The organism is Paenibacillus curdlanolyticus YK9 (assembly GCF_000179615.1).
Classification (GTDB): Bacteria; Bacillota; Bacilli; order Paenibacillales; family Paenibacillaceae; genus Paenibacillus_T; species Paenibacillus_T curdlanolyticus.
In genome coordinates, this window is the sequence record NZ_AEDD01000010.1 from 138,828 (window position 1) to 165,000 (window position 26,173).

General features: G+C 52.1%; 22 protein-coding genes, 6 tRNA genes and 1 rRNA gene (1 of these 29 running past the window's edge). All 29 read right to left on the bottom strand.

All coding sequences use genetic code 11. The features are described from left to right. Positions 1-2 precede the first annotated feature (2 nt). On the bottom strand, positions 3-992 hold the full coding sequence (locus PAECUDRAFT_RS18155) for a gluconeogenesis factor YvcK family protein (RefSeq protein WP_006039597.1): 990 nt from the start codon (positions 990-992) through the stop codon (positions 3-5). Between the two features lie 12 nt (positions 993-1,004). Then, complete coding sequence (rapZ, locus tag PAECUDRAFT_RS18160) at positions 1,005-1,895, bottom strand: RNase adapter RapZ (RefSeq protein ID WP_006039598.1); 891 nt, start codon at positions 1,893-1,895, stop codon at positions 1,005-1,007. A gap of 97 nt (positions 1,896-1,992) precedes the next feature. After that, entirely contained in the window at positions 1,993-2,943 is a 951-nt protein-coding gene (locus tag PAECUDRAFT_RS18165) for an ROK family glucokinase (protein ID WP_006039599.1), read from the bottom strand. A gap of 412 nt (positions 2,944-3,355) precedes the next feature. Next, positions 3,356-4,303, bottom strand: a complete 948-nt coding sequence (gene trxB, locus PAECUDRAFT_RS18170; RefSeq protein ID WP_006039600.1) for a thioredoxin-disulfide reductase — start codon at positions 4,301-4,303, stop codon at positions 3,356-3,358. 128 nt (positions 4,304-4,431) lie between these two features. Beyond that, on the bottom strand, positions 4,432-6,195 hold the full coding sequence (locus PAECUDRAFT_RS18175) for a tetratricopeptide repeat protein (RefSeq protein ID WP_006039601.1): 1,764 nt from the start codon (positions 6,193-6,195) through the stop codon (positions 4,432-4,434). 133 nt (positions 6,196-6,328) lie between these two features. Then, positions 6,329-7,279 (bottom strand): ribose-phosphate diphosphokinase, encoded by a 951-nt coding sequence (locus PAECUDRAFT_RS18180; protein ID WP_006039602.1) that lies wholly within the window; start codon positions 7,277-7,279, stop codon positions 6,329-6,331. 85 nt (positions 7,280-7,364) lie between these two features. Further along, positions 7,365-8,171: a histidinol-phosphatase HisJ gene (gene hisJ / locus PAECUDRAFT_RS18185; protein WP_006039603.1), complete on the bottom strand. Its 807-nt coding sequence runs from the start codon at positions 8,169-8,171 to the stop codon at positions 7,365-7,367. Between the two features lie 38 nt (positions 8,172-8,209). Beyond that, on the bottom strand, positions 8,210-8,917 hold the full coding sequence (gene hisIE / locus PAECUDRAFT_RS18190; protein WP_006039604.1) for a bifunctional phosphoribosyl-AMP cyclohydrolase/phosphoribosyl-ATP diphosphatase HisIE: 708 nt from the start codon (positions 8,915-8,917) through the stop codon (positions 8,210-8,212). Continuing rightward, the gene (hisF, locus tag PAECUDRAFT_RS18195) at positions 8,914-9,672 is read right to left on the bottom strand and encodes an imidazole glycerol phosphate synthase subunit HisF (protein ID WP_006039605.1); all 759 of its coding nucleotides are present in this window, start codon (positions 9,670-9,672) and stop codon (positions 8,914-8,916) included. The genes hisIE and hisF overlap by 4 nt, the downstream gene beginning before the upstream one ends. A gap of 39 nt (positions 9,673-9,711) precedes the next feature. Next, a complete protein-coding gene (gene hisH, locus PAECUDRAFT_RS18200) occupies positions 9,712-10,326 on the bottom strand; it encodes an imidazole glycerol phosphate synthase subunit HisH (RefSeq protein ID WP_006039606.1) in 615 nt (204 codons plus the stop codon). A gap of 3 nt (positions 10,327-10,329) precedes the next feature. Beyond that, positions 10,330-10,929, bottom strand: coding sequence for an imidazoleglycerol-phosphate dehydratase HisB (gene hisB, locus PAECUDRAFT_RS18205; RefSeq protein ID WP_006039607.1), 600 nt, complete (start codon positions 10,927-10,929; stop codon positions 10,330-10,332). Between the two features lie 35 nt (positions 10,930-10,964). Further along, complete coding sequence (gene hisD / locus PAECUDRAFT_RS18210; RefSeq protein WP_006039608.1) at positions 10,965-12,257, bottom strand: histidinol dehydrogenase; 1,293 nt, start codon at positions 12,255-12,257, stop codon at positions 10,965-10,967. A gap of 44 nt (positions 12,258-12,301) precedes the next feature. Then, positions 12,302-12,910: an ATP phosphoribosyltransferase gene (hisG, locus tag PAECUDRAFT_RS18215; RefSeq protein WP_040713276.1), complete on the bottom strand. Its 609-nt coding sequence runs from the start codon at positions 12,908-12,910 to the stop codon at positions 12,302-12,304. A 29-nt stretch (positions 12,911-12,939) separates the two neighbouring features. Then, positions 12,940-14,142 (bottom strand): ATP phosphoribosyltransferase regulatory subunit, encoded by a 1,203-nt coding sequence (locus PAECUDRAFT_RS18220; RefSeq protein ID WP_006039610.1) that lies wholly within the window; start codon positions 14,140-14,142, stop codon positions 12,940-12,942. Positions 14,143-14,333: 191 nt separating this feature from the next. Next, on the bottom strand, positions 14,334-15,536 hold the full coding sequence (locus tag PAECUDRAFT_RS18225; RefSeq protein WP_006039611.1) for an acyltransferase: 1,203 nt from the start codon (positions 15,534-15,536) through the stop codon (positions 14,334-14,336). A 23-nt stretch (positions 15,537-15,559) separates the two neighbouring features. After that, positions 15,560-16,066 carry an acyltransferase gene (locus PAECUDRAFT_RS18230; RefSeq protein WP_006039612.1) on the bottom strand — a complete coding sequence of 169 codons (507 nt, stop codon included), beginning with the start codon at positions 16,064-16,066 and terminating at the stop codon, positions 15,560-15,562. A 16-nt stretch (positions 16,067-16,082) separates the two neighbouring features. Continuing rightward, positions 16,083-16,724, bottom strand: coding sequence for a pyrophosphatase PpaX (gene ppaX / locus PAECUDRAFT_RS18235; protein WP_006039613.1), 642 nt, complete (start codon positions 16,722-16,724; stop codon positions 16,083-16,085). A gap of 85 nt (positions 16,725-16,809) precedes the next feature. Beyond that, positions 16,810-17,769: a prolipoprotein diacylglyceryl transferase gene (gene lgt, locus PAECUDRAFT_RS18240; RefSeq protein ID WP_085979481.1), complete on the bottom strand. Its 960-nt coding sequence runs from the start codon at positions 17,767-17,769 to the stop codon at positions 16,810-16,812. Positions 17,770-17,911: 142 nt separating this feature from the next. Beyond that, on the bottom strand, positions 17,912-18,850 hold the full coding sequence (gene hprK / locus PAECUDRAFT_RS18245) for an HPr(Ser) kinase/phosphatase (RefSeq protein ID WP_040713287.1): 939 nt from the start codon (positions 18,848-18,850) through the stop codon (positions 17,912-17,914). A gap of 160 nt (positions 18,851-19,010) precedes the next feature. After that, on the bottom strand, positions 19,011-20,132 hold the full coding sequence (locus PAECUDRAFT_RS18250; RefSeq protein WP_006039616.1) for an ABC transporter ATP-binding protein: 1,122 nt from the start codon (positions 20,130-20,132) through the stop codon (positions 19,011-19,013). Between the two features lie 93 nt (positions 20,133-20,225). After that, positions 20,226-21,320: a PucR family transcriptional regulator gene (locus PAECUDRAFT_RS18255; RefSeq protein ID WP_040713180.1), complete on the bottom strand. Its 1,095-nt coding sequence runs from the start codon at positions 21,318-21,320 to the stop codon at positions 20,226-20,228. 134 nt (positions 21,321-21,454) lie between these two features. Next, complete coding sequence (locus PAECUDRAFT_RS18260; protein ID WP_006039618.1) at positions 21,455-22,402, bottom strand: MraY family glycosyltransferase; 948 nt, start codon at positions 22,400-22,402, stop codon at positions 21,455-21,457. Between the two features lie 184 nt (positions 22,403-22,586). Beyond that, a tRNA-Lys gene (locus PAECUDRAFT_RS18265) sits at positions 22,587-22,662 on the bottom strand. 9 nt (positions 22,663-22,671) lie between these two features. Next, positions 22,672-22,756: transfer RNA gene (locus tag PAECUDRAFT_RS18270), tRNA-Tyr, on the bottom strand. Positions 22,757-22,791: 35 nt separating this feature from the next. After that, positions 22,792-22,867, bottom strand: a tRNA-Phe gene (locus PAECUDRAFT_RS18275). A gap of 45 nt (positions 22,868-22,912) precedes the next feature. Next, positions 22,913-22,989, bottom strand: a tRNA-Asp gene (locus PAECUDRAFT_RS18280). Positions 22,990-23,001: 12 nt separating this feature from the next. Beyond that, positions 23,002-23,077 (bottom strand) — tRNA-Val (locus PAECUDRAFT_RS18285). Positions 23,078-23,089: 12 nt separating this feature from the next. Beyond that, a tRNA-Met gene (locus PAECUDRAFT_RS18290) sits at positions 23,090-23,166 on the bottom strand. Positions 23,167-23,399: 233 nt separating this feature from the next. Next, positions 23,400-26,173 (bottom strand): 23S ribosomal RNA (locus PAECUDRAFT_RS18295) (it continues 157 nt past the right edge of the window).

Consider the following 26,173-nt stretch of genomic DNA (forward strand, 5'->3'; position numbering starts at 1 on the left):
TTTCACCTCTTCCGTGTCATCCAGTCGTCAACCAGCTGATAAATGTGTTGGCTTAGCTTCGCAGCGTCATGCCGCAAATAAGTACGGAATAGTACGAGCCGGTCTGCAATGACCTTATAGCCCCGCTTCTTCACTTCTTCCAAGTCGAGATGGACCGCCTTCGCGCCCTTCTCGGCGTATTTGCCTTGAATTTGCGGAGGAATTTCCCCGTTATTCACGATAATATAATCAAATAAATGATGGCCAATATGCGCGTACAGCGCATCCAAATGGTCGCTCACAGAATAATCGTCCGTCTCGCCCGGCTGCGTCATGACGTTGCACACGAACATCTTGAGCGCATCAGACGATACGATGGCATCCGCAAGCTTAGGAACGAGGAGATTCGGGATAATGCTTGTGTACAAGCTGCCTGGGCCGATCAGAATCGCATCCGCCTCTTGAATCGCTTCTACCGCTTCCGAGAGCGGCTCGACGTCTGCAGGCTCGATAAATACGCGTTTGATCGCCTTGCCCGCTTTCGGGATCATCGACTCGCCCACGACAATCGTGCCGTCGGCCATCTCCCCCTTGAGCACGATAGCCTGACCAGCCGCTGGAAGAACGCGTCCTCGAACGGCTAGTACGCGGCTAAGCTCCCGAACACCCGTTACGAAATCGCCGGAAATGTCCGTTATCGCTGCAAGCATCAGGTTGCCAAGGCTATGTCCTACGAGACCAGTGCCGTTGTTGAACCGATAATTCAACAAATTCGACAGCAGCGGCTCCACATCGGCTAGCGCGAGCAGCACGTTGCGGATGTCGCCAGGCGGCGGAATTTGAAGCTCATTGCGCAAGATGCCTGAACTGCCGCCATCATCCGCAACCGTCACAATAGCTGTTATATCAAGCGCCTTCTCCTTCAACCCCCGCAGCATGACCGATAGGCCAGTGCCGCCGCCGATCACGACGATTTTGGGGCGTGTCGAAGCCGATTGTTCGCTGCCTTTCATTCCTGCACCCCACTAATGCCGATCCCGGTCGGAGTCACGGTGGCTTACTCTTACCGTCTCCGTATCGCTGCTGCCGAGCATGCGGCCCAAATATTCAGCAATTGCTACCGAGCGGTGCTTGCCGCCCGTACAGCCAATGCCGACAACAACTTGGCTCTTCCCTTCCTTCCGATATAACGGAATCAGGAAGTTAAGCATATCAAGCAGCTTCGTCAGAAACATTTGCGTCTCTGGCCACTTCATAACATATTCATATACATCGGGATTTTGTCCCGTGTTCGGCCTTAAATGCTCGATGTAGTGCGGATTCGGCAAAAAGCGAACGTCATAGATTAAATCTGCGTCGATCGGAATGCCGTATTTAAAGCCAAACGAGGTTACATTGACGTTAATACCCGTCTGCTCTACGTTCGTAAACCGCGACACGATGCGCTCCTTCAAATGCGCCGGCTTCAGGCTGCTCGTATCGATCACCTGCGTGGCCATGCCTTTGAGGTCCTCCAGCATCCGTCTTTCCAACCCAATGCCGTCAAGCGGCATGCCGTCTGGCGCAAGCGGATGACGTCTGCGGCTTTCCTTGTACCGCTGAACGAGCACCGCGTCGGTCGCATCCAGGAACAGAATTTCGCAGCTAATCGTGTAATGCTCCTTAATAAAGGTCAAGGACTCCGATAACGCCGTAAAGAAGTCTCTGCTTCGCAGGTCGATGACAAGCGCAACCTTGCCGATTTTACCGTTCGACTGCTCAATCAGCTCCGCGAATTTAGGAATAAGGACCGGGGGTAAATTGTCGACACAGAAAAAGCCAAGATCCTCCATGCTCTGCACCGCAATCGTTTTGCCCGCTCCCGACATTCCTGTAATGATGACGAGTTTGGCTACTTGCATGGTTCCATTCTCCATGTTGAAGCAACTCCTCTCCTACGAGCAATTCTGCCCTCTCATAGACAAACCCGCCGGTAAGGGCGGGTTTGCCATCTCTTTGTAAATTCCAGCGCTCCTACGAGCGCAAAATCAGACCAGCGGCGCCGACGACACCCGCGTCGTTGCCTAGCGTAGCTGGAACGATTGTAACATTCTCTGCTGCTACCTCTGGCGTATACTTGAGGAATTCCTCGCGAATCTGCTCGAACAGGAACTCGCCTGCTTTGGATACGCCGCCGCCTACGATGAAGCGTTGCGGGTTCAGCACGACAGCAACGGATGCCATCGATTTGCCCAAGTAGTATGCAGCGCGGTTCACGATGCGGGAAGCAACTTCGTCGCCTGCCTTGGCAGCGTCGAACACTTCTTTCGCCATAATGTGCTCCGCGAGCGACAAGGAGGTGCGATCGCCGCGTTCTACCGCGTCATTCGCCATACGGATAATGCCCGTTGCCGACGATACCGTCTCCAGGCAGCCCATTTTGCCGCAGCCGCACTGGATCGCTTCCAGATCGGGCACGATTTGCATATGTCCAAGCTCTCCGGCCATGCCGTTGAAGCCCTCATAAATTTTACCATTAATGATAATGCCGCCGCCTACGCCCGTACCGAGCGTGTAACATACGCAATGGTCGACGCCTTTGCCTGCACCTGCCCAAGCTTCGCCAAGCGCTGCAACGTTAGCATCATTATTGATGCGTACTGTCTTTTGCAGATGCTGCTCCAGATAGTCTTTCAGATGAACATCGCGCAATCCAAGATTAACCGAATTTTTTACAATCCCATTCGGAATGTCCAAGAAGCCGGCGATTCCTACGCCTACGCCTCCCACTTGCTCCCAATCATAGGCCGATTGCTCTACGATTCTCCGCGCGTAAGTTGCGATATTATGTAGGACAGTCTCCGTCCCTTTCTCGCATTCGGTCGGTCCTTCGTACGTATGGAGAAGATCGCCGCTTGGGTTGCAAATGCCAACCTTAATGGCGGTACCTCCGATATCGACTCCCACGTAGATTTGCTCAGACATCACTAGGCCACCTCGTTCACAAAGTTAAACTGCTTCTGTACCAACTATAAGCGAAGGACCCCGATAGGTCAAGGCACGCAAAGCTGGAAGGGACGGGCCATTACCGTATCGGAAGATACGGGCGGAAGCGCCTTCAAGCATGACGTTGCAAAGACGCCCATTCCTCTCGAATGACCGTCTCCAATCCTAGCAATCTATGAGATTGGCGAGTGGATCAACCTTATGGACCGCCGTTCCGCTTCATGCTCCGCGCCTGTTATCCGGCTCATATGCCGTTTTAGCCTGCGACTGTTTCGCCAGACTGCTTGCGAATCAATAAAAAAACCCGCTACTCGTCGGCGCCCTTCCTGTGCCTGCTTCGTTAGCGGGAGTTTGCTATTGTTAAGCTTGTGTATATATCGTGAATCGTGTGCTACAACGAAACGCTCCAGTCCTGCGTGACGTGTCCGTCCAAAAACTTCTCAGCATCCAACGCGGCCATACAGCCGCTGCCTGCTGCGGTAATCGCTTGGCGATACTTATTGTCCTGTACGTCTCCGCATGCGAATACGCCAGCCACGTTCGTCTCTGTCGAGCCCTGCTTCACCTTAATGTAGCCGTGCTCATCCGTGTCGATTTGCCCGCTTAAGAAGCCCGTATTCGGCGTGTGGCCGATCGCGACGAAGATGCCGTCCGTGGCCAAAACCTCTTCTTCGCCTGTCTCGTTGTTACGAACTTTAAGGCCAGTGACGCCCATGCCGCTTGCTACGACTTCAACCGGCGTCTTATTCAGGCCCCAGCTGATCTTCTCATTGTCGCGAGCACGATCCTGCATAATCTTGGATGCACGCAGCTCATCGCGCCGATGCACTAGCTTAACCTCCGACGCGAACCGCGTTAAGAAGTTGGCCTCCTCCATGGCGGAGTCGCCGCCGCCGACCACGATAATCTTTTTGCCTCGGAAGAAAAATCCGTCGCAGGTCGCGCATGTGCTGACGCCGCGTCCTACGTTCTCCTTCTCCCCCGGAACGCCAATATATTTAGCGGAGGCTCCCGTCGAAATAATTAACGTCTCGCCTACGAGCTCCCCATGGCCTTCTACTTGCAGCTTGAAAGGACGCTGCGACAGGTCAACGCTGTTCACCCAGCCTGTGCGAAACTCCGCGCCAAAGCGTTCTGCTTGCTTGCGCATATTTGCCATGAGCTCCGGTCCCATAATTCCTTCAGGAAATCCTGGGAAGTTCTCCACTTCCGTTGTCGTCGTCAATTGACCGCCTGGTTCCGGGCCTTCAATTACGAGCGGCTTCATGTTCGCGCGCGCAAGATAGATTGCCGCAGTCAGGCCGGATGGCCCCGTTCCGATAATGATCGATTTGTACATAACCAAACCTCCTGGTTGCAGCCTGCCCGTCATAAGGCGAGCTGCGCACGATATGCTGTTCCCCCCTAGGATACCCGCTAAAGGGGGCCATCAATCACGCTTATGCCAGAGCAGCTTGCAAGATGCGGCTACTCTTGATCGTAATCATCTCTAGGGCGAGTTTGAAGCACAGCGTTGGCGGAGCGCATTTTGTCTTGGATACCGCATATTTCATCGATTCTGCGAGCATGCTTACTGACAGTAGCAGCTGACGCTTCATACCGGCGCGCAACCTCTTCGAACGAGATCGAGCGGCTATGCATCTTGGCCGTCCAATACTCAAGCGCCGCTGCCCAGACACCGGGCTTGCCGATCTTGGGTACGTCCGGATAAATCCGGGACAGGAATTCAATCCATAGCGTCAACAGGTCATGCTGCTGCACCAAATCGTAGCTTGGACGCATTCTGCGAAGCGCTTCATCCAGCACATCCTGCCAGCTGTCCTCCCATACCGGCAATCGCGTTGGTATGCGCCTCGGCTCTACCAGTGTCGGTTCGCCGCCGAACACTGCTTCTACCGAATCCGTTTCGCCTAGCGAACGAAGGACGAGCAGCGCGATACGCTTGAGATCGTCTTCCTCCTGCGGCTCCTTCAAGAAAGCATGCAGCGCCTCGCGCACCTCTTCGTCGCCGATCATGCCGAGCGCCTGAATCACCTGCAGCTTCGTTTGGCGATCGCCATGCCGCAGCGCCCAGAAGAACGAGGAGCGTACGAGCGGATCACGTTTAAACCGCTCCGGTATCGCCTCGCCCGGAAGCCGCTCCCACAGTTTAATCTGCTCTTCGAAGGGCAGATGATAGTGGTAGCTGACAGGGGCCGGTTGCTGCCCTTTGTCTCGCACTTCCGCCAAGTAATCCAAATAATACGGCGCAACCTCTGACTGCGGGTCGACCACGCGTCCTTGCTGCCATAGCTTCTCGGCTTCGACATAACGCCCCGTTTGGCAAGCGGCAACCGCGGCATAGTGGCACAGGCTGCCGTCCACGCTGCCGCTCGTGCGGATCAAGCGGCTGAAGTGGCGATAGGCGCCTTCATGGTCGCCAAGAATGCCTAACGTTGTTGCTAGCTTAAAGGCATGCTCTTGGTGAAACGGATAGGTTTTGCGCAGCAAGCTCAGCATATTCGCCAGCTTCTCGCGCTCCCCGCCGTGCTGATAGAAGATTGCCAGATTGCACAAGGCATGCAAGTTGCCCTCGTCCAGCTCCAGCACCTTCAAAATCGTCTGCATTGCTCTATCAAACTGGCCCATGTAGTAGAAGGCAAGCGCAAGATTGTTCCGCGCCGCTGAGAATTCCGGATGCTGTTCCACGATCTCCTCAAGCAGCTTTACCGCCTGTGCAAACTTCCCTTCCTCCAGCAAAATGCGCGCCTGGTCATGCTCGCGCATCCCGCCAAGCGACTTCACATTCGCCTGCTTCGTTGGCCGAGCCAGCTCGAAGGTAAGCAGCTCCATCATCTCTTCGGCTTCATCGATGAAATGCCCTTCGTCGTCCTCTTCCAAGTACTGCACGAGCGAGTCTTCTGCCGCTTCGTACATTTCCATGTTGGCATAATTGTTCGCCATATAAAAATGGCATTCCGTCATCGTCGGATCAAGCTCATCGACGATCCACTTCAAAATCTTATTCGACTCCTCATAGTTGCCGAGCTCCGACAAAATTCCCGCCATGTTGCAATGATTAACCGGATTTTCAGGCTCAAACTGCGCGGCGCGCCGGAAATTTTTCAGTGCCTTGTCATAATGATATCGATCCAGCGACCGAACGGCCCGCTCGAAGAAGTACGTCGCGTCCCATTGTACTGGTATTATTTTAGCTGGCTTGCCCGAAACCGCGCGTTGCTTCTCTTTCATATGCAAGGCACCTCCCGTTATCGTCTAATGTTGTCACGATTATATCACAGCGCCGCCCATCGTTACAGGATGGAAAAAGCGGAAAAATCGCGGGCGCATGATGCGTCCCGCGATTTCTCTTGGTTTTGCCGGCTTAAATACCAGCGTTTTTGAAGAGCGTACTGATCGATCCGCCCTGCATGATGATCCGCGTAGCGTCAGCCAGCATCGGAGCAACAGACAGTACCTTGAACCGTTCCGGCCGGTGGCTCGGAAGCGCGATCGAGTCGGTTACGACTACTTCTTTAATATTCGGGTGATCCAAACGCTGCAGGGCATTGCCGGAGAACAACGGATGCGTTGCACAAACGAAGATATCCTCTGCGCCGCGCTCCTTGAGCCCCTCGACAACGTTAACAATCGTGCTACCCGTGTCGATCAGGTCTTCGATGATGATCGGCGTTTTGCCTTCCACATCACCGATAACGTGCGTAATGACCGATTCATTGTGTGCCGGGCGTTTCTTAATCATCATTGCGAACGGACAATCCAAGTAGTTAGCCAGCATTTCTGCAGTCGATGCACGGCCTGCATCCGGCGATACGACAATTGGATTCTTGATGTCTTTGTTCTTCAGATAGTCGCTGATGGTGTCAAGCGCCGTCAGATGGTCGACCGGGATGTTGAAGAAGCCTTGGATCGCAGGTGCGTGCAAATCGATCGTAACGACGCGATGAGCACCGACTGTCGTTAATACATCCGCCACCATTTTGGCCGAGATCGGCTCACGTGGTGCTGCTTTACGTTCTTGGCGCGCATAGCCATAATGCGGCATAATGACGTTGATCGTCCTTGCGGACGCCCGTTTTGCTGCATCGATCATAATCAACAACTCGACGAAATGATCGTTGATTGGATGCGATAAAGATTGCACGAGGAAGACGTCGCAGTTCCGGATCCCTTCTTCGTAGTTGACGTAGATCTCGCCGCCTTTGAACCGGGATAGCTTAATGGCACCGAGCTGGAGTCCCAACTCCGCCGCAATCTTCTCGGCTAATTCCGGGTTGGACGAACCCGAAAAAATACGCAACTTGTCGCTTAACATGATACCCTCCTGAGCGTTTGAACCACATTATAGTTACTTTAATAGCTTGTTCGACAGACTTATTATACATCGAATACAGAATAATTCAAAAATCGACCAGCGTTCTAATTCGGCGCTCAAACGTCGCCAGCTGTACAAAACCGGCTTCTTTCAAACATTGTCGCGCTTGTTCCAAATTTTCTGCCAGTCTGGCAGGCGAATGGGCGTCCGAGCCAATCGTGATCGGAATGCCTAATTCCTTCGCGTAATGGAGCATCCGCTTGCCCGGGAACATCTCTGCGCAAGCATGCCGAAGACCTGATGCATTGAGCTCTATCGCCATGCCGCTGCGCTTGACCGCCTCTAATGCGGCGTTCTCAAGTCCCGTCACATCGCCTTCCGGCTTGAAGCCGAAACGCTTGATCACATCGATATGGCCGATGTAGTCGTAGAAGCCCGTTTTGGTCGCCTTAATAATCGCGTCGTAATATTGCTCGTAGACCGCCATTGGGTCGCGACCTTCCCAGCCTTGCGTTTGCCGGAAGTCCGTAATGTCCCATGTGCCAAGGAAATGGACGGACCCGATGACGTAATCCCAAGGATAGGCGTTCACGATTGCTTCTATCTTCTCCTCAGAGCCCTCGATATAGTCGCCTTCCAGCCCGACGCGAACGTCGATCTGGCCTTTGTACTTCTCCTTCAGCGAGAAAGCTTCCTCGACATAACGAGGGAGCTCTTCCATCGGCATTGCCATCTCCGGGTAATACTCCTCAGGATTGACGTGCAGCAATGGCATGTGGTCGGACAAGCCGATCTGGTCCAGTCCGATCGCAATGCCTTGCTTGACGTACTCCTCCAGCTTGCCGACCGCATGGCCGCACCGCTCATGATGCGTATGATAATCAATTAGCATCTGCTTGCCTCCCGCTCCTTGTTACGTTATGGCCTGCCCTAACGGTTCATTTTATTCGTTGTCGGCTTGTTGTGGCGGGCGCCTAGCTCAGCCATGACGTCATCGAGCGAAATGCCGCGCTCGCGGAGCAGCACCATGAGGTGGAACAGCAGGTCGCTCGTTTCGCTGCGCAGCTCTTCGTTGTCGCCGTTTTTGGCAGCAATCACGACTTCGATCGATTCCTCGCCGAACTTTTTCAATATTTTATCGAGGCCCTTCTCGAACAAGTAGGTCGTATAAGCGCCTTCAGGGCGTTCCGCATAACGTTTAGAGATAACCGCTTCCAGCTCATTGAGCATCCGGAACCGGTCGCCTTGCACGTCTTGCGCACCCTGAACAGCTGCTGCCTCCTCGATGATCGGGTTGAAGAAGCAGGAATACCGTCCCGTATGGCAGGCTGCGCCGTTCTGGTCAACGCGTACCAGCAGCGTATCCGCATCGCAGTCATAATGAATTGAACGAATCGGCTGCGTGTGGCCGCTCGTAGCGCCCTTGTGCCACAGCTCGCTGCGCGAACGACTCCAGAACCAAGTCTCGCCGCTCTCGACAGACAGCTTAAGCGATTCGGCATTCATGTAAGCAAGCATAACAACCTCTTTGCTTACAGCGTCCTGCACGATCGCAGCAACCAGCCCGTCTTTATCCCACTTAATGCGCTGCTGCAGTTCCTCGATGGATGCCGCCGACGCTGTTTGGTTGTCGCTCATCGGACTTCGACCCCTTTGCGCTTCAGATCGTCTTTCACTTCTTGAATCGTCATTTCCTTATAATGGAAAATTGTTGCCGCAAGCCCTGCGTCCGCTTTGCCTTCTGCGAATACATCGTAAAAATGCTCCACGCGCCCAGCGCCTCCGGAAGCGATAACCGGTATGTTCACAAGCTCCGATACGGCGCGCGTCAGCTTCACGTCGAAGCCGTCCTTCGTCCCATCCGCGTCCATGCTCGTCAAGAGCAGCTCGCCGGCGCCGAGGCGCTCCGCTTCGCGAGCCCATTCCAAGGCGCGAATGCCCGTGCCGTTGCGGCCGCCATGCGTGAACACTTCCCACTCGCCCCACTCTGCGTTGAACTTCGCATCAATTGCAACAACGATACATTGCGAACCGAACTTCCGAGCGCCATCCGAAACGAGCTGCGGATTGCGAATCGCCGCCGTATTAATGCCGATTTTGTCCGCGCCAGCGCGAAGCAGCCGTTTCATATCATCCACATGCGAAATGCCGCCGCCTACAGTGAACGGAATCGTAATCTCTCCCGCTGTGCGCTTAACGACCTCGACCATCGTCGCTCTTCCTTCTACGGATGCCGAGATGTCTAAAAACACAAGCTCGTCCGCACCCTCGCGGTCGTATGTCGCGGCCAATTCGACCGGATCGCCTGCGTCGCGCAGGTTAACGAAGTTAACCCCTTTGACGACACGGCCATCTTTCACGTCGAGACATGGAATAATCCGTTTAGCCAACATGCCAATCTCTCCTCTCTCCTATTACTTGTGAATGCTGATCTATGAATGCGCCGATCCTGCCAGCTTCAAGAAGCCTGCGAGCAGCTGCATGCCAAGATCGCCGCTTTTTTCCGGGTGGAACTGCATGCCGAACAAATTGCCCCGTCCGACGATTGCCGTCACCTGCTGATGATAATCCACCGTAGCGAGCAGGTCGCTCGCCAGCGCTGGCTGGACATGATAAGAGTGAACGAAGTACACATGGCCTTCTTCAAGACCTACGAACAATGGAGACGATTGCTGCACCTCGAGCTTGTTCCATCCCATGTGAGGCACCTTATAGTCCCCTTGGAATCGTACGACGCGGCCTGGAAGCAGTCCCAGACCCTCATGCTGCCCGTATTCCGCGCTCTCATCGAACAACAGCTGCATGCCTAGGCAAATGCCGAGCAGCGGCTTGCCGGAAGCGGCATACTGCTTAACGACCGACTCAAGCCCCGTTTCCCGCAAATTGTCCATGGCATCGCCGAACGCCCCTACGCCAGGCAGGATTGCACCGTCTGCTGCCAGTATGGCTGCAGGGTCAGCCGTTACGACCGTCTCGTAGCCGAGCCGCTCGACCGCTTTGTTTACGCTGTGCAGGTTGCCCATGCCGTAATCGATAATGGCAATCATCGTTTACAGCACCCCTTTCGTCGACGGCACTCCTTGTACGCGTGGGTCAATGCTCGTTGCTTCATCCAATGCACGGCCAAGTGCTTTGAATACCGCTTCAATCATGTGGTGCGTGTTCTTGCCATAGTGCACGATAACATGCAGCGTCATGCGTGCCTCCAACGCAAACTTCCACAGGAACTCTTCAACGAGCTCGGTGGAGAAGCTGCCTACTTGCTGGGAAGGATATTCGGCCCGATATTCAAAATGCGGACGGTTGCTAAGGTCGACGATAACCTGCGCCAAAGCCTCGTCCATTGGTACGAATACACTTGCATAACGTTTGATGCCGCGCTTGTCGCCCAGAGCCGCCTGAAGCGTCTGGCCGAGGCAGATCCCGATGTCCTCTACCGTGTGGTGATCGTCAATGTCGATATCGCCTTGTGCTTCGACCGTCAGGTCGAATTGGCCATGCTTCGCGAACAGATCGAGCATATGATTCAGGAATGGTACATCCGTTTCGAGTTTTACTTGTCCGCTACCGTCGACGCCAAGCGCCAACTTGATGTCGGTTTCATTCGTTTTGCGTGCCACGTCGGCAACGCGCTGTACTTGCTCTGCCATGGTAAGGCCCCCTATTTCATTCGATTCGTATCGTGTTACGCCTTGCCGCCCTCTTTTTCCAGCCGGATCTCGATTGCGCGAGCATGACCTTCAAGCCCCTCATGGCGTGCCAGCGCCATTATCTTGCCGCCGTTGGCGAATAACGCTTCCTTGCTATAGTAGATCAAGCTCGATTTTTTCAAGAAATCATCCACATTCACCGGTGATGAGAAACGCGCCGTGCCATTCGTCGGCAAAATGTGGTTCGGTCCTGCAAAATAGTCGCCAACCGGCTCCGAGCTATACGGGCCGAGGAAAATCGCGCCTGCATTCTCGATGCGAGGCAGCAGCGCCATCGGATCGGCCGTAAGCACCTCCAGATGCTCCGGCGCCATCTTGTTGATCACGTCGATGCCCGCTTCCAGCGAATCGACGACCAATACCGCGCCGTAGCTATCGATCGAGCTGCGCGCGATTTCCGCTCGCGGCAGCAGCGCCAGCTGGCGCTCCACCTCGGCAGCGACTGCTTCTGCCAACTGCTGCGATGGCGTTACGAGAACGGCGGAAGCCATCTCGTCATGCTCCGCCTGCGACAGCAAATCAGCCGCCACATACGAGGCGTCAGCCGTATCGTCGGCAAGCACCGCGATCTCGCTCGGTCCGGCAATGCTGTCGATGTCAACGACGCCGAATACCGTACGTTTGGCCAGAGCGACGTAAATATTGCCCGGGCCCGTAATTTTGTCGACCGGTGCAATCGTATCTGTCCCATAGGCCAGTGCCGCAATCGCCTGCGCGCCGCCGATCCGATACATTTCCTTCACGCCCGCCTCTGCAGCCGCGACCAGAATGTAAGGGTCAATGCCTTCTTTGCCCCCTGTAGCCGGCGGCGTTACCATAACGATCTCCGGTACGCCCGCTACCTGAGCAGGAATTACGTTCATAAGCACAGAGGAAGGGTATGCTGCCTTGCCGCCCGGCACATACACGCCGACCCGCTTCAGCGGACGCAGAACCTGACCCAGCATCGTGCCATCCGGCTGCATGTCGATCCAAGAGTTGCGCATCTGCTTCTCGTGGAATTTGCGCACATTGTGTGCGGCTTCCCGAATCGCCACTAGAAAATCAGCTTCGACCCGGTCATACGCTGCATTAATCTCTTGCTCTGTCACACGCAGCGACGAGGGCTCCAGCTTCACGCGGTCCAACTGCTCCGTATAACGAAGCAGCGCCGTATCTCCCTCTGTACGAATCGCTTCCACGATCGTCTGTACGACTTCATTTTGCTGTGGCGTGCCGTATTCGACCTGCCGATCCAGCTTAAATTGCTCCGCTCGCATAATTCGCATAGTTTCGTCCCCCTGAAGGTTTTGCGTTTGCCGTTTGCCAGTGTCTAAGCTTTAGCCGCCAGCGTATGCTGCAGCAGATCGCACAGCTTTTGAATTTGGTCATTTTTCATCCGGTAGCTGACTCGGTTGGCAATAAGACGGCTCGTAATGCCGAAGATCGACTCCATCTCAACCAATCCGTTCTCGCGCAGCGTTTGGCCGGTTTCCACCATATCGACAATTCGGTCAGCAAGCCCGATAAGCGGTGCAAGCTCGATGGAGCCATTCAGCTTGATTACCTCAACCTGTTGTCCCAGCTCGCGAAAATATTGGGAAGCCACGTTCGGGTATTTCGTCGCAACGCGCGGATGAATCGCCGGCTTCCAGTCAGGCAGTCCGATAACGGACATGCGGCATTTGGCGATGCCCAGATCCAACAGCTCGTAAACGTCCTTGTTTTCCTCCATCAGCACGTCCTTGCCGACAATCCCGATGTCCGCTACACCGTACTCGACATACGTCGGAACGTCTACCGGCTTCGCCATGATGAACTCCATGCGCGCATCCGGCACCTCGATAATTAGCTTCCGTGAATCATCAAAATCGACCGGAATCGGCAGTCCCGCTTCACGGAACAGCTTCGATGCCTGCTTGTAAATGCGCCCCTTGGGCATTGCCACCTTCAAAATATCTTGCTGTCCGCTCACTTCGTTTGCTCTCCCTTCGACTCTTGCGCTCCGAAGAACGGAATAAACTTAGCATATCCGCTCTGCTTCGCCGAATTCGCATTCGCTTCCGCTGCTTCCATCCGTACCGTCACGACAATAACGCCCTCTGCGCGCAACTGCTGAGCTTGCTCCAGTGCAGCTTCGCGGCCCAGCGCATCATAACCGATAAGCACACGCTCCGGCTGCGGCTCTTCCTCGCTGCCGAGCAGCTCGAGTATACGCGTCGTCTTGAGCGCAAAGCCCGTAGCCGGCGCCGGACGGCCGAACTGCGTCAGCAGGTTGTCATAGCGCCCTCCGCTTACGACTGGGAAGCCAAGATCTGCAGCATACCCCTCGAACGTCATACCCGTATAGTAAGAGAAATCGCCAATCATCGTTAGATCAATCAGGACGTTGTCGCATACGCCGTATGCCTTCAGTACGTCCCAAATTTCGCACAAATGCTTGATCGAGGACTTCGCCGTCGCATCTACGCTCATTTCCATCGCCTGATCGCAAATCTCTTGGCCCCCGCGCAGACGGAGAATGCCTTCGAGCTCGCGCTGAACCGGCTCAGCCAGCTTCAACTCGCGCAGCTTCTCGCGATAGCCGACATAGTCGCGTCCGAGCAAGCACGCTTTCAGCGCTTCTTGCGCCTCTGGACGATTAGGCAGCGTTTCTTCGAATAACCCGTTCAGGAAGCCTACATGCCCGATGGCAATTTTGAACCGTTCCACGCCCGCTGCTTTGAGCGATGCGATGGCCAGCGCTACAACTTCAGCATCAGCCTCCGCCGACGGGTCTCCTACAAGCTCAACGCCTGTTTGATAAAATTCAGCATCTCGGCCCGCTTCTTCTTCAATCGCGCGGAACACGTTCGCGTGATACGACAAGCGCAGCGGGAAAGCCGTTTCCTTCAATAGGGAAGAGACGACGCGTGCGATTGGCGCCGTCATATCGGAACGAAGCACAAGCGTCGTTCCTCTGTTATTAAGAAGCTTGAACAGCTTCTGGTCCGACGTTGCACTCGCTACGCCGACCGTATCGTAGAATTCCATCGTTGGCGTAATAATTTGCTCATAGCCCCACTGGCTCATGCAATCAAGCGCCTGGCGCTCAATGCGACGCAGCTTTGCTACCGCAAGAGGCAAATAATCTTTAACGCCGATCGGTTTTTCAAATACTTTTGGTTTCGACACGGGACTCACCCTTCTTCTAATCGTGTTTGTTCTTTCATTTATCATCAATTCGTATCATCTGTTAGGTTGATGCTTCATCGCGTTAAAGCGACTCCTTATTACCATGCTACCAAAAGAAAGCGATTAGTCGTAATAGTAACACGTTAAAGCGGCGCCCGTCAAGATACGGACACCGCTCTTCTTATGCTTCATTATGAGCCTACTGCTTTGCCGCCGATTCCCGCATTTCCTTGGTTCGATGCGGTCGCAGGCTTACGGAATTTAGATGGGGCAACCCCGAACAGCATCCATGACCACCCCGCCCAACGATAGAACGGAAGCAGAACGACAATCGAGCCAATTAGCGCAACTGCGAAAATGCCCGCCACCCAGAATACGTACTGGTATGGCATGCCCGGTAACGGAACCAGTTCCCGATAAGCGAGCAGAAACACGGGATGAATCAAGTAAATGCCGAACGACAATCCGCCGAGATCCGTCATGCTTGTCTCAATGACCCGGCTTTTCATCGATCTTATCCAACTGCATACCTGCAATAAAATCGGAATCGTCAACAATGTGAATGCCTCGTAGCCGAATTCATAATATTGCGAAGAGAATTTATGGCCTCCTGTACGCAGCTCATGCCAAACGTATACCAGGAATACAGCCGATGAAGCCCATGCCAGCCACATCAGGATGCGGATGATCGGCATTTTGCGCGTCATCCATTGCACAAGCACTTCGTAACGCACTGCTGCATACATGCCTAGCATGAATGGTCCTGCGTACGAAAGCGCTACGCTTCCTTTGGAAGGGACATGCAGCCAGTAACGATTCGCATAATAAAAGCCCACTTGAAGCGCGATGCCGACTGCCACTAACCAGATTCCGCGATTGCGCAATCGATTAACAAGGAACAGCAGCAACGGGAATACGACATACAGCTGTACAGTTATGATGACATAATATAAGTGCGTATAAGCGTTTCCGGTTATAAGGTAATCAAAATACTTGGACAATACGTTGAGCGGTTCAATCGTCCCACCGGCTCGTATGACATACAACTGCTTAATCCCTAAATACAATAACGAAATAAAGGCATACGGTACAAGAATGTACATCAGGCGCTTTTTGAAAAACGTTCCGAGCTCGCCGAAACCGATTTTCTTATCGCTATAATTGTAGAACAAAACGAACCCCGTCAAGAAAACAAAGGCAGGCACACAGAATAACGCTACTGTATTCAAAGCATTAAACAATCCAAATAATGAAGATTCCTTAAGCTTTACAACAGCTGAAGACGTGGAATGCACCGTTAGTACTCCTAACATAGCGATTCCACGCAAAATGTTCATTTCATGAACAACCGGTTTCCGATTTGACAAGTAGAGCTTACCCTCTTTCAGCAGCATATTAAAATATGACTCTCATGTGCCTACCCGTCCTGATGGTCTTGCATCGACTTGCGAAGCTCACGCAATGGGTTTCCCCCGACGAACGTGCCTGGAAGCACATCCTTGTGCACGACTGAGCCTGCAGCAACAACCGCTCCATCCCCTATTGTAACACCGGGAAGTATCGTCGTGTTCGCTCCGATTAGCACACTGTTCCCAATCTTTACGGTTCCAAGCCGATACTCGCCGATCAAATACTCATGGGTCAGTATCGTTGTGTTATAGCCGACAATGCAGTTGTCGCCGATTTCGATCCGCTCCGGAAAAAACACATCCACCATAACCATTAACGCGAATGCAGTCTCGCGCCCGACCTTCATGCCAAGCACACGCCGATAAATAGCATTTTTCACGGGCAATGAGGGGCAATACCGAGCGATTTGAATAAATATGAAGTTGCGGACCGCCTTGAACCGATTGACCGTCTTATAAACCTGCCATAGCGCATTAGCGCCTTCCATTTTGTAACGCTCTACATTACGAGCCACCCGTCATTCGCTCCCGTTAGATGAACTTATACAGATCGCGCATATCGTGAATGATATGCTGTGCCCCGCTTTCACGCAGCTTTTGCTCTCCCTTGAGCGACCAAGCTACGCCTACTGAAATAACGCCCGCTGCTTCAGCTGCCTCAATGTCAACGACGCTGTCGCCGATCATCATCGTACGCGCCGGGTCAGCACCGAGCTCTTCAAGCGCCCGAAGGACAGGCTCTGGATGTGGCTTAGCATGCGTCACGTCATCGATTGTTACGACGCTGTGCACATAATCGTTAAGTCCAACGAAAGCAAGACCGCGATCCGTCGTCTGCCGAATCTTCGTGGTGACGACACCTACCTGAATTCCGCGATCGACCAAGGTTTGCAAAACTTCTATCACATTCGGAAATAACTTCACATACTCATCATGTACGCGATTATTATGTTCTCTATATCTCAAAGCCAGATGGGCTACATCCTCAAGGCCAGAGAAATGCTGAAGCTGATCTTTCAATGGAATTCCCATTCTCGGAATAATGTTTTGTGGACCAAAGCCCTCATCAACTATGCCTTCCAGCGCATGCAGAAAGGATTGAATAATTAGCTCATTCGTATCCAGTATAGTACCGTCCAGATCAAAAAGCATTGTTGTTATTTGGTTCGCCATAGCGGTATTGCCTCCTCTTGCTTAATTGGCTCCGCCGTAGCTCTAGGAGCTATCGAGCGGAGCCAATGTGCTTCATCTTATTTAGTTAAGCTGCGCCTTGCGGCTCATCTTTAATTTTAGACGCTTTGGTTGACACGATTGGATCGAGATATTTTATATTGCTTGATCCGGTTACGCGTCTTACGACAATAATGATCAAGGTTATTAATAGAAGAGCAACGCTGATCAGCTGCGATATCCGAACATTGCCTTCCAATCCGTTCAAATAGCCTGCCTGGAAGCCCAACGACTTCATCGGCGACCACAGGCCATTCATGAACGACGCTAACCAGCTTGGACCCGAGAATGCCAAGCTATCTGTACGAAGTCCTTCGATATAGAATCGGCCGAGCGCGTACCACATGAAGTAAAAGCCAAGCAGCTCGCCAGCAATCAGGAACTTCTGACGGCGCAGTACGAGCAGAATGGCAAGTCCCACAACGTTCCACAGCGACTCATACAAAAATGTAGGATGATGGAAAACGCCTTCTACATTCATTTGATTCACGATCCAAGATGGCAGGTGCAGATCGTTACGCAGGAATGATTCCTGCACTGGTCCGCCATATGCCTCTTGATTGACGAAGTTGCCCCAACGGCCGATCAATTGACCGATAATAAGCCCTGGCGCACAAATGTCTGCAATTCGCAGGAAGCTATAGCCCTTATAGCGTGAATAGATAATACCGCAAGCGAAAGCGCCAATCAGTGCACCGTAGATCGCTATGCCGCCCTCCCAGATATAAAAGACGGATAACAAATCACCTTTGTAATCCTCCCATTTGAACGCCACAAAATAAATGCGCGCCACGATTACAGCGGACGGAACGCCAAAAAGCAGCAGATCCATGAAGAAGTCAGGCGATATTCCGAATCTCTTCCCTTCGCGAACGACTAGCGCCAATCCTGCCAAGGCCGCAAGTCCAAGAATTACGCCATACCAATGTACCGTAATAGGACCAAGATTGAACGCGATAGGGTTCAATAGAAGCGTTTCCAGCATAATAGGGCAGAATCTCCTTTGGATGGTTTCTAAAGACAACAGACAGGTGCATCGATCAACACGACTTCGCATCACCGATACACCTGTACCTTAACACATTACCTTACTTGGCTTTCAATTAATGCGCTTCTAATCCAAGCTCTAATTATTCGTAATCGTCCATGTCGTCAGCAATCGTTTCAGTTAACTTGTTCGTAAACTGGAGCGCTGCGTTATAGCCCATTCGTTTCAAGCGATAATTCATCGCTGCAACCTCAATGATAACCGCTAAGTTACGTCCTGGTCGAACCGGAACGGTTACGAGCGTAACATCTGTATCGATAATACGTGTCGTTTCCTCATCTAAGCCCAGTCGGTCATACTGTTTATCAGCCTGCCAATTTTCCAGTCTAATGACCAATCCAATCCGTTTGTTATTACGGACAGCTCCAGCGCCGAATAGCGTCATGACATTAATGATGCCCAAACCGCGAATTTCGAGCAAATGCCGGATAAGCTCTGGCGCCGAGCCATGCAGTTGCGAATCAGATGTTTGGCGAATCTCTACCGCGTCATCCGCAACGAGTCGATGACCGCGTTTCACGAGCTCTAGCGCGGTCTCGCTTTTGCCGATACCGCTGCCTCCAGTAATCAACATGCCAATCCCATATACATCGACTAATACGCCATGAATCGTAGCGGTTGGCGCAAGCTTCTTCTCCAGGAAGTTGGTCACACGGCTTTGCAGAATCGTTGTTGCCGTCTGGCTGCGAAGCACCGGGATGCTCGCAATGCGCGATTGCTCGAGCAGTTCGACCGGCGGCTCCATTCCCCGCGTAATAATGATACATGGGGACTCTTCATTACACAGCTTTTCCATGCGCTCTGTTCTAGAAGCAGCGCTTAGCGTTTCAAGGAACGTTAGTTCCGTTTTCCCTAAAATCTGTACCCGCTCGCGCGGATGGTAATGGAAGTACCCTGCCATCTCCAAGCCAGGACGATACAGGTCGTCCGTCGTAATGGTACGGCGAAGCCCGTCTTCACCCGATAATATCTCCAATTGAAACTGCTGTACCAGCTCCGATACTTTAACCTTCTTGGGCATTTCTTCTGCCTCCCTCGCCGTTTTTCCAATGTCTTCATCGTAAATGAAAAAGGCGCTAAACGCAACGTTTAGCGCCTCCATGCACAGCAATTCTCGCTTTACAATTAAACAGCCCCCATGCCGATGGGCTTGGGGGCTGTCGTAGAAACCTAGACGAGAATTAGTGCTCGAATACGTTTTGTTCTGTCGCTTTGTCAAACACATGAACTTTGTTCATGTCGATCGCGAGTTTAACGTTTGTGCCTTCACGAAGCGTCGAACGTCCGTCAACGCGAGCTGTAACCGCATCAGTACCGATACCGTTCAGGTACAGCAACATTTCGTGACCAAGGTTTTCTGCTACGTCTACGTGAGCGTTAACGATCGTATTCGAGGAAGCTTCCAGGAATACTGGCTCTTCGTGCAGATCCTCTGGACGAACACCGATAATAACTTCTTTGCCAACATAGCCTTTGTCGCGAAGCGTTTTTGCTTTGCCTTCTGGAACAACAACGTCTACGCCAGTCGTTTTGAAGCGCAGTTCTCCACCTTGCTCGGACAATGTGCCCGAGATGAAGTTCATCGAAGGAGCGCCGATGAAGCCCGCAACGAAGATGTTAACTGGGTGGTTGTACAGCTCTTCTGGCGAAGCTGCTTGTTGAATGATGCCGTCTTTCATAACTACGATACGGTCGCCCATTGTCATTGCTTCGACTTGGTCATGCGTTACGTAGATAACAGTTGTTTCGAGACGTTTAGCCAGTTTGCTGATTTCCGCGCGCATTTGACCACGAAGTTTCGCATCCAAGTTGGAAAGCGGTTCGTCCATCAAGAATACTTGCGGCTCACGTACGATTGCACGGCCCAAGGCAACGCGCTGACGTTGACCACCGGAGAGTGCTTTCGGTTTGCGGTCGAGCAAGTGCTCGATATCGAGAATTTTAGCAGCTTCACGAACGCGTTTGTCGATGTCTGCTTTTTTGAATTTACGAAGTTTCAGACCAAACGCCATATTTTGGTACACGTTCATGTGCGGGTACAGGGCGTAGGATTGGAATACCATCGCGATGTCGCGATCTTTAGGAGCAACGTCGTTCACAAGGCGGTCGCCGATGAACAGTTTGCCTTCGGAGATCTCTTCCAAACCAGCGATCATACGAAGCGTCGTCGATTTACCGCAGCCCGATGGGCCTACGAGTACGAGGAACTCTTTATCTTTAATGTCAAGATTGATATCTTTAACGGATGCGATGTCAGTACCAGGATATTTTTTGAACACATGCTCTAAGCGTACGCCTGCCATGAGTCATTTCCCCCTAAACAAATAATGAATTCGTCTTGCCTTAATATTAACCCAGTACACCCGATATGACTATGCACATTCCCTACAAAAAATCTAAGCCCTTTTCGTAACTTTGTACAATAGCAAAATGATTTTCATCAAAACCGCGTCCCTGAACACCCGAACATCCAGTCCGGTCTCCTGCTTCAGCTTGTCTAGCCGATATAATAACGTGTTGCGATGAATGTATAATTTCTTAGCGGTTTCGCTCACATTACAGTCTAGAGCAAAGAACGTATCCAATGTCGACATCGTCTCAGTTTCCATAAACACATCGGAACGGCCAAGCGCTTGTTCTACATAACGTAAGCGAACTTGTTCTGGAATGCTTGCCAACAATCGCTCCAAATGCATGTTCCAAGGCACATGAATATTAGAGCCGACTTGGAACACCCTCCCCAACTCAATCGTTTCCTGCAGCTGTATTACAGACATTACGACTGATTTCACTGGCTTCATTGGCCGTCCTACAGCAAGATGGCATTCCCCGATCCATTCGCTTGCGAGCATCTCATATAAACCGGAGCCTATAGACTCCAAACTTTCTTCGAGTGCGTCCGCCTGCTCGTCCCTTTCCTCTAACGTATCACGTACAAGTGATACAGGAGCTAATACGAGCCACTCTTGCCCTTTTAACGGAATAACGATAACTTCCTCATCCAAGAAAGACACTAATAGCTTTTGAAGCTCACCAAATGCAGCAGCTTCCGTCGCCTGCTCCGTTTCCAACAGGAAAGGAATCATTTCCGCATATAACCGACCATCCAGCGCGATTTCATCCGGTATAGACTCTGTTAAGCCTGATGCACTTTGCCGTACAATCCAATCGCCTAAAGCTCGTGCATTACGCTCGGCTTCAGATTTAGCGTCTTGTTTGGAAACGCCCTTCGTTGTTATATGAGATGATCTAGCCACAGACCAGCTAATCAGCTGGCGCTCTGTCTCCGTCAAATTGTCGCGATGTACTTGCAATACTCGTATATTGCGATTGTCCGATTGAATAATGACTTGCAAATATCCGTCAACATGATCTATTAAAGTCCCTGGCCCCAAGCCAGCTAATTCCGGATGATCCGATGTCGGAACCTCCACAGCGTTGATCGAACAGTCCAAAATGCGCTGCAGTTGTTCCCAACCTGACATGCTCATTCATTATCCCCTATCCTGCTCGCCAACGTTTTGTCCATTCATATGCAAGTCTGCGGTACACATATACAATAATACAATAGCTTGGACACATGGCGTTTTGACGTCATTGTATCATATTGCCTAACCATGAGCCATTATCCCGTCCAGATCAGCAGCAAAATGGATAATAAACAAAACACTGCCGCAATCAAATAAAGAAATGAAACGGTCTGGATTTGATTGAGTCCCCACCTCATCAGTAAATGGTGGGAATGTAGTTTATCTGCCTGATGCAGGCCCTTGCCTGTCATTAATCGTCTAAGCATCACAATTACCGTATCCATTATCGGCATCCCCAATGCAAGGAGCGGAACGATCATGGTCAAAAATGTAGCACTCTTAAAGGCGCCGCCCACAGCAATAACGGCTAGTGAATAACCGATAAACGTCGCCCCCGCATCCCCCATAAAAATTCGTGCAGGATGAAAGTTAAATACTAAAAACCCGATGCAAGATCCTCCTAAGATAACCGCCAGCAACGCTGTATCAGATTGACCTTTAATCAGTGCAGTTAAAAACAATGTAAATGCCGAAAGCGTAGATATTCCCGAAGCCAGCCCATCCACGCCATCTATAAAGTTAATCATATTGATCAATGCGAATACCCAAATAATTGTACTGCTCCACGATAACCAATCGGGGAAAAGCAGCATACCGCCCTCGCCTAAATTAGAAACCCCGTCGATTCGAATTCCGAACCATAACGGTAATGTTGCTACAACCAAATAGGCAATCACGCGCGGCATTACAGGGAAGTCTTCCCCCTTTGATTTGGCATAATCATCGACCATTCCAACTACAACAAGAATGATGCCCCCTGTAATAATGCAAAGACTCATCTTAGTTACCCCAACGAATGCCAGTAATGATACAATCGTCGCTATGTATATTGCAGCTCCACCCATCAACGGGATTGGCTTACGATGAATTTTTCTAGTATTCGGCCGATCCACAAACCCGATTCTTAACGCCACCTTCCGGAACAAAGGGACGAACGCAAACATTAAAGCAAAGCTGATGAGCGATGCTGCCAAAAATCGCATGATGGACACTCCTTTACAGATGCTTGTCCTAGTGGACAACCACTGTACTAAGTGTTCCCTTCATTTTCCGATTTCACACGAGCTTTCCCGCCAAATATCGACAACTTTCACATTAACCCGGAGATCTAATTGTTTACAAAATGAAAAAAACCGTAGACCAATGTCTACGGTAATCATTCATAAATGGTGAGCCATGTAGGACTCGAACCTACGACACCCTGATTAAAAGTCAGGTGCTCTACCAACTGAGCTAATGGCTCTTAAAGAAGTGGTGGAGGATGATGGATTCGAACCACCGAACTCAGAGAGAGCAGATTTACAGTCTGCCGTGTTTAGCCACTTCACTAATCCTCCATGTTAGCCTTTAGCTCTAAAGCTTAAGGAACAAATGGTGGCTCGGGACGGAATCGAACCGCCGACACGAGGATTTTCAGTCCTCTGCTCTACCAACTGAGCTACCGAGCCTTACTTGTAATGCAATTTCTTCTATGTTGGTAATAGAAGAAAAAATGGCGGAGCCGACGGGATTCGAACCCGCGGTCTCCTGCGTGACAGGCAGGCATGTTAGGCCTCTACACCACGGCTCCGCGTTGTAAAGATGGTGGAGGCTGACGGGATCGAACCGCCGACCCTCTGCTTGTAAGGCAGATGCTCTCCCAGCTGAGCTAAGCCTCCATATTAGGTTAGTGGTAGCGGCGAAGGGACTCGAACCCCCGACCCTCCGGGTATGAACCGAATGCTCTAGCCAGCTGAGCTACACCGCCACACTTGTCCCATTTTAATGGCATGGAAACCATCAGGTTTATAGCGTCGCCAAACGCTACATGTAATTTCTTCATGCTGATGAACTTGTCATCAAACAATCAGGCAATTACACCCTGAAAACTGGATGCGAATACTGAATCCTTAGCTTAGTCTTGCTCACGAAGTTTGCTTCTCATACAAGAAGCAAAGCGTATGCTCACGAAGTTGCGATTTTGGCATTCGCCAAAACGCTTAGGATAAGCCCTCGACCTATTAGTACTCGTCAGCTGCACGCATTGCTGCGCTTCCACCTCGAGCCTATCAACCTGGTCGTCTTCCAGGGGTCTTACATACTGGGAAATCTCATCTTGAGGGGGGCTTCGCGCTTAGATGCTTTCAGCGCTTATCCCGTCCGCACTTGGCTACCCAGCGATGCTCCTGGCGGAACAACTGGTACACCAGCGGTGCGTCCATCCCGGTCCTCTCGTACTAAGGACAGCTCCTCTCAAATTTCCTACGCCCACGACAGATAGGGACCGAACTGTCTCACGACGTTCTGAACCCAGCTCGCGTACCGCTTTAATGGGCGAACAGCCCAACCCTTGGGACCTACTTCAGCCCCAGGATGCGATGAGCCGACATCGAGGTGCCAAACCTCCCCGTCGATGTGGACTCTTGGGGGAGATAAGCCTGTTATCCCCAGGGTAGCTTTTATCCGTTGAGCGATGGCCCTTCCATTCGGTACCACCGGATCACTAAGCCCGACTTTCGTCCCTGCTCGACTTGTTGGTCTCGCAGTCAAGCTCCCTTATGCCTTTGCACTCTCCGAATGATTTCCAACCATTCTGAGGGAACCTTTGGGCGCCTCCGTTACATTTTAGGAGGCGACCGCCCCAGTCAAACTGCCCACCTGACACGGTCCCCCTACCGGCTTCACGGTAGTGGGTTAGAACTCCGATACGATCAGGGTGGTATCCCAACGGCGCCTCCACCCAAGCTGGCGCTCAGGCTTCCTAGGCTCCCACCTATCCTGTACAGATCGTACCAAAGTCCAATATCAAGCTGCAGTAAAGCTCCATGGGGTCTTTCCGTCTTGTCGCGGGTAACCTGCATCTTCACAGGTATTAAAATTTCACCGGATCTCTCGTTGAGACAGCGCCCAAGTCGTTACGCCATTCGTGCGGGTCAGAATTTACCTGACAAGGAATTTCGCTACCTTAGGACCGTTATAGTTACGGCCGCCGTTTACTGGGGCTTCGGTTCATAGCTTCGCCTTGCGGCTAACCACTCCCCTTAACCTTCCAGCACCGGGCAGGCGTCAGCCCGTATACTTCGCCTTACGGCTTCGCACAGACCTGTGTTTTTGCTAAACAGTCGCTTGGGCCTTTTCACTGCGGCCCCCTCGGGCTATTCACCCTACCGAGGCACCCCTTCTCCCGAAGTTACGGGGTCATTTTGCCGAGTTCCTTAACGAGAGTTCTTCCGCGCGCCTTAGCATGCTCTGCTCGCCTACCTGTGTCGGTTTGCGGTACGGGCACCTTCACCTGGCTAGAAGCTTTTCTTGGCAGCGGGAACACATGACCTTCGGTACTATAATTTTCCCTCCCCATCACAGCCCAGCCTTACGATGTGCGGATTTGCCTACACATCAGCCTCACTGCTTGGACGGACTATTCCATCAGTCCGCGTCACTATCCTTCTGCGTCACTCCATTGCTCATAACGGTTTACGGTGGTACAGGAATATCAACCTGTTGTCCTTCGACTACGCCTTTCGGCCTCGCCTTAGGTCCCGACTTACCCTGAGCGGACGAGCCTTCCTCAGGAACCCTTAGGCTTTCGGCGGACAAGATTCTCACTTGTCTTTTCGTTACTCATACCGGCATTCTCACTTGAATGCAGTCCACCAGTCCTTCCGGTCTGACTTCAACCCGCATTCAACGCTCCCCTACCCAAGTACCTACTGGTACATGCCATAGCTTCGGTGGTGTGTTTAGCCCCGTTACATTTTCGGCGCAGAGTCACTCGACCAGTGAGCTATTACGCACTCTTTAAATGGTGGCTGCTTCTAAGCCAACATCCTGGTTGTCTGTGCAACTCCACATCCTTTCCCACTTAACACACACTTGGGGACCTTAGCTGATGATCTGGGCTGTTTCCCTCTTGACAATGGATCTTAGCACTCACTGTCTGACTCCCGAGGAGCACGTACATGGCATTCGGAGTTTGACTGGACTTGGTAACCCTTGGCGGGCCCCGCACCCAATCAGTGCTCTACCTCCATGACGCTCATTCTCGAGGCTAGCCCTAAAGCTATTTCGGGGAGAACCAGCTATCTCCGAGTTCGATTGGAATTTCTCCGCTACCCCCACCTCATCCCCGCACTTTTCAACGTGCGTGGGTTCGGGCCTCCAGTGCGTGTTACCGCACCTTCACCCTGGACAGGGGTAGATCACACGGTTTCGGGTCTACGACCACGTACTTATTCGCCCTATTCAGACTCGCTTTCGCTGCGGCTCCGTCTTCCCGACTTAACCTTGCACGTGAACGTAACTCGCCGGTTCATTCTACAAAAGGCACGCCATCACCCATAGAGAGGGCTCTGACTTTTTGTAAGCGCACGGTTTCAGGTTCTATTTCACTCCCCTTCCGGGGTGCTTTTCACCTTTCCCTCACGGTACTGCTTCGCTATCGGTCACTAGGGAGTATTTAGCCTTGGCAGATGGTCCTGCCGGATTCCGACGGGGTTTCACGTGTCCCGCCGTACTCAGGATCCGTCTCGGAGGGTGCTGACTTTTGGTTACAGGGCTTTTACCTCTTCTAGCGGGCCTTTCCAGACCTCTTCGCCTAACCAACACCTTTGTAACTCCATGTGAGACGTCCTACAACCCCTACGGACAAGTCCGTAGGTTTGGGCTAATCCGCGTTCGCTCGCCGCTACTGACGGAATCACTATTGTTTTCTCTTCCTCAGGGTACTTAGATGTTTCAGTTCCCCTGGTATGCCTCTACTTACCTATGGATTCAGT

What these genes read in the sequence shown, in the direction of transcription:
- hisF (WP_006039605.1), bottom strand. Translation starts at nt 9,672, where the DNA reads ATGTTGGCTAAACGGATTATTCCATGTCTCGACGTGAAAGATGGCCGT.
- PAECUDRAFT_RS18255 (WP_040713180.1), bottom strand. Translation starts at nt 21,320, where the DNA reads ATGAGCATGTCAGGTTGGGAACAACTGCAGCGCATTTTGGACTGTTCG.
- hisIE (WP_006039604.1), bottom strand. Translation starts at nt 8,917, where the DNA reads ATGAGCGACAACCAAACAGCGTCGGCGGCATCCATCGAGGAACTGCAG.
- PAECUDRAFT_RS18260 (WP_006039618.1), bottom strand. Translation starts at nt 22,402, where the DNA reads ATGCGATTTTTGGCAGCATCGCTCATCAGCTTTGCTTTAATGTTTGCG.
- trxB (WP_006039600.1), bottom strand. Translation starts at nt 4,303, where the DNA reads ATGTACAAATCGATCATTATCGGAACGGGGCCATCCGGCCTGACTGCG.
- hisB (WP_006039607.1), bottom strand. Translation starts at nt 10,929, where the DNA reads ATGGCAGAGCAAGTACAGCGCGTTGCCGACGTGGCACGCAAAACGAAT.
- hisH (WP_006039606.1), bottom strand. Translation starts at nt 10,326, where the DNA reads ATGATTGCCATTATCGATTACGGCATGGGCAACCTGCACAGCGTAAAC.
- PAECUDRAFT_RS18155 (WP_006039597.1), bottom strand. Translation starts at nt 992, where the DNA reads ATGAAAGGCAGCGAACAATCGGCTTCGACACGCCCCAAAATCGTCGTG.
- hisG (WP_040713276.1), bottom strand. Translation starts at nt 12,910, where the DNA reads ATGCCCAAGGGGCGCATTTACAAGCAGGCATCGAAGCTGTTCCGTGAA.
- hprK (WP_040713287.1), bottom strand. Translation starts at nt 18,850, where the DNA reads ATGCCCAAGAAGGTTAAAGTATCGGAGCTGGTACAGCAGTTTCAATTG.
- PAECUDRAFT_RS18175 (WP_006039601.1), bottom strand. Translation starts at nt 6,195, where the DNA reads ATGAAAGAGAAGCAACGCGCGGTTTCGGGCAAGCCAGCTAAAATAATA.
- PAECUDRAFT_RS18180 (WP_006039602.1), bottom strand. Translation starts at nt 7,279, where the DNA reads ATGTTAAGCGACAAGTTGCGTATTTTTTCGGGTTCGTCCAACCCGGAA.
- hisJ (WP_006039603.1), bottom strand. Translation starts at nt 8,171, where the DNA reads ATGCTAATTGATTATCATACGCATCATGAGCGGTGCGGCCATGCGGTC.
- PAECUDRAFT_RS18225 (WP_006039611.1), bottom strand. Translation starts at nt 15,536, where the DNA reads ATGCTGCTGAAAGAGGGTAAGCTCTACTTGTCAAATCGGAAACCGGTT.
- PAECUDRAFT_RS18250 (WP_006039616.1), bottom strand. Translation starts at nt 20,132, where the DNA reads ATGGCAGGCGTACGCTTAGAGCATGTGTTCAAAAAATATCCTGGTACT.
- rapZ (WP_006039598.1), bottom strand. Translation starts at nt 1,895, where the DNA reads ATGGAGAATGGAACCATGCAAGTAGCCAAACTCGTCATCATTACAGGA.
- PAECUDRAFT_RS18165 (WP_006039599.1), bottom strand. Translation starts at nt 2,943, where the DNA reads ATGTCTGAGCAAATCTACGTGGGAGTCGATATCGGAGGTACCGCCATT.
- ppaX (WP_006039613.1), bottom strand. Translation starts at nt 16,724, where the DNA reads ATGGCGAACCAAATAACAACAATGCTTTTTGATCTGGACGGTACTATA.
- hisD (WP_006039608.1), bottom strand. Translation starts at nt 12,257, where the DNA reads ATGCGAATTATGCGAGCGGAGCAATTTAAGCTGGATCGGCAGGTCGAA.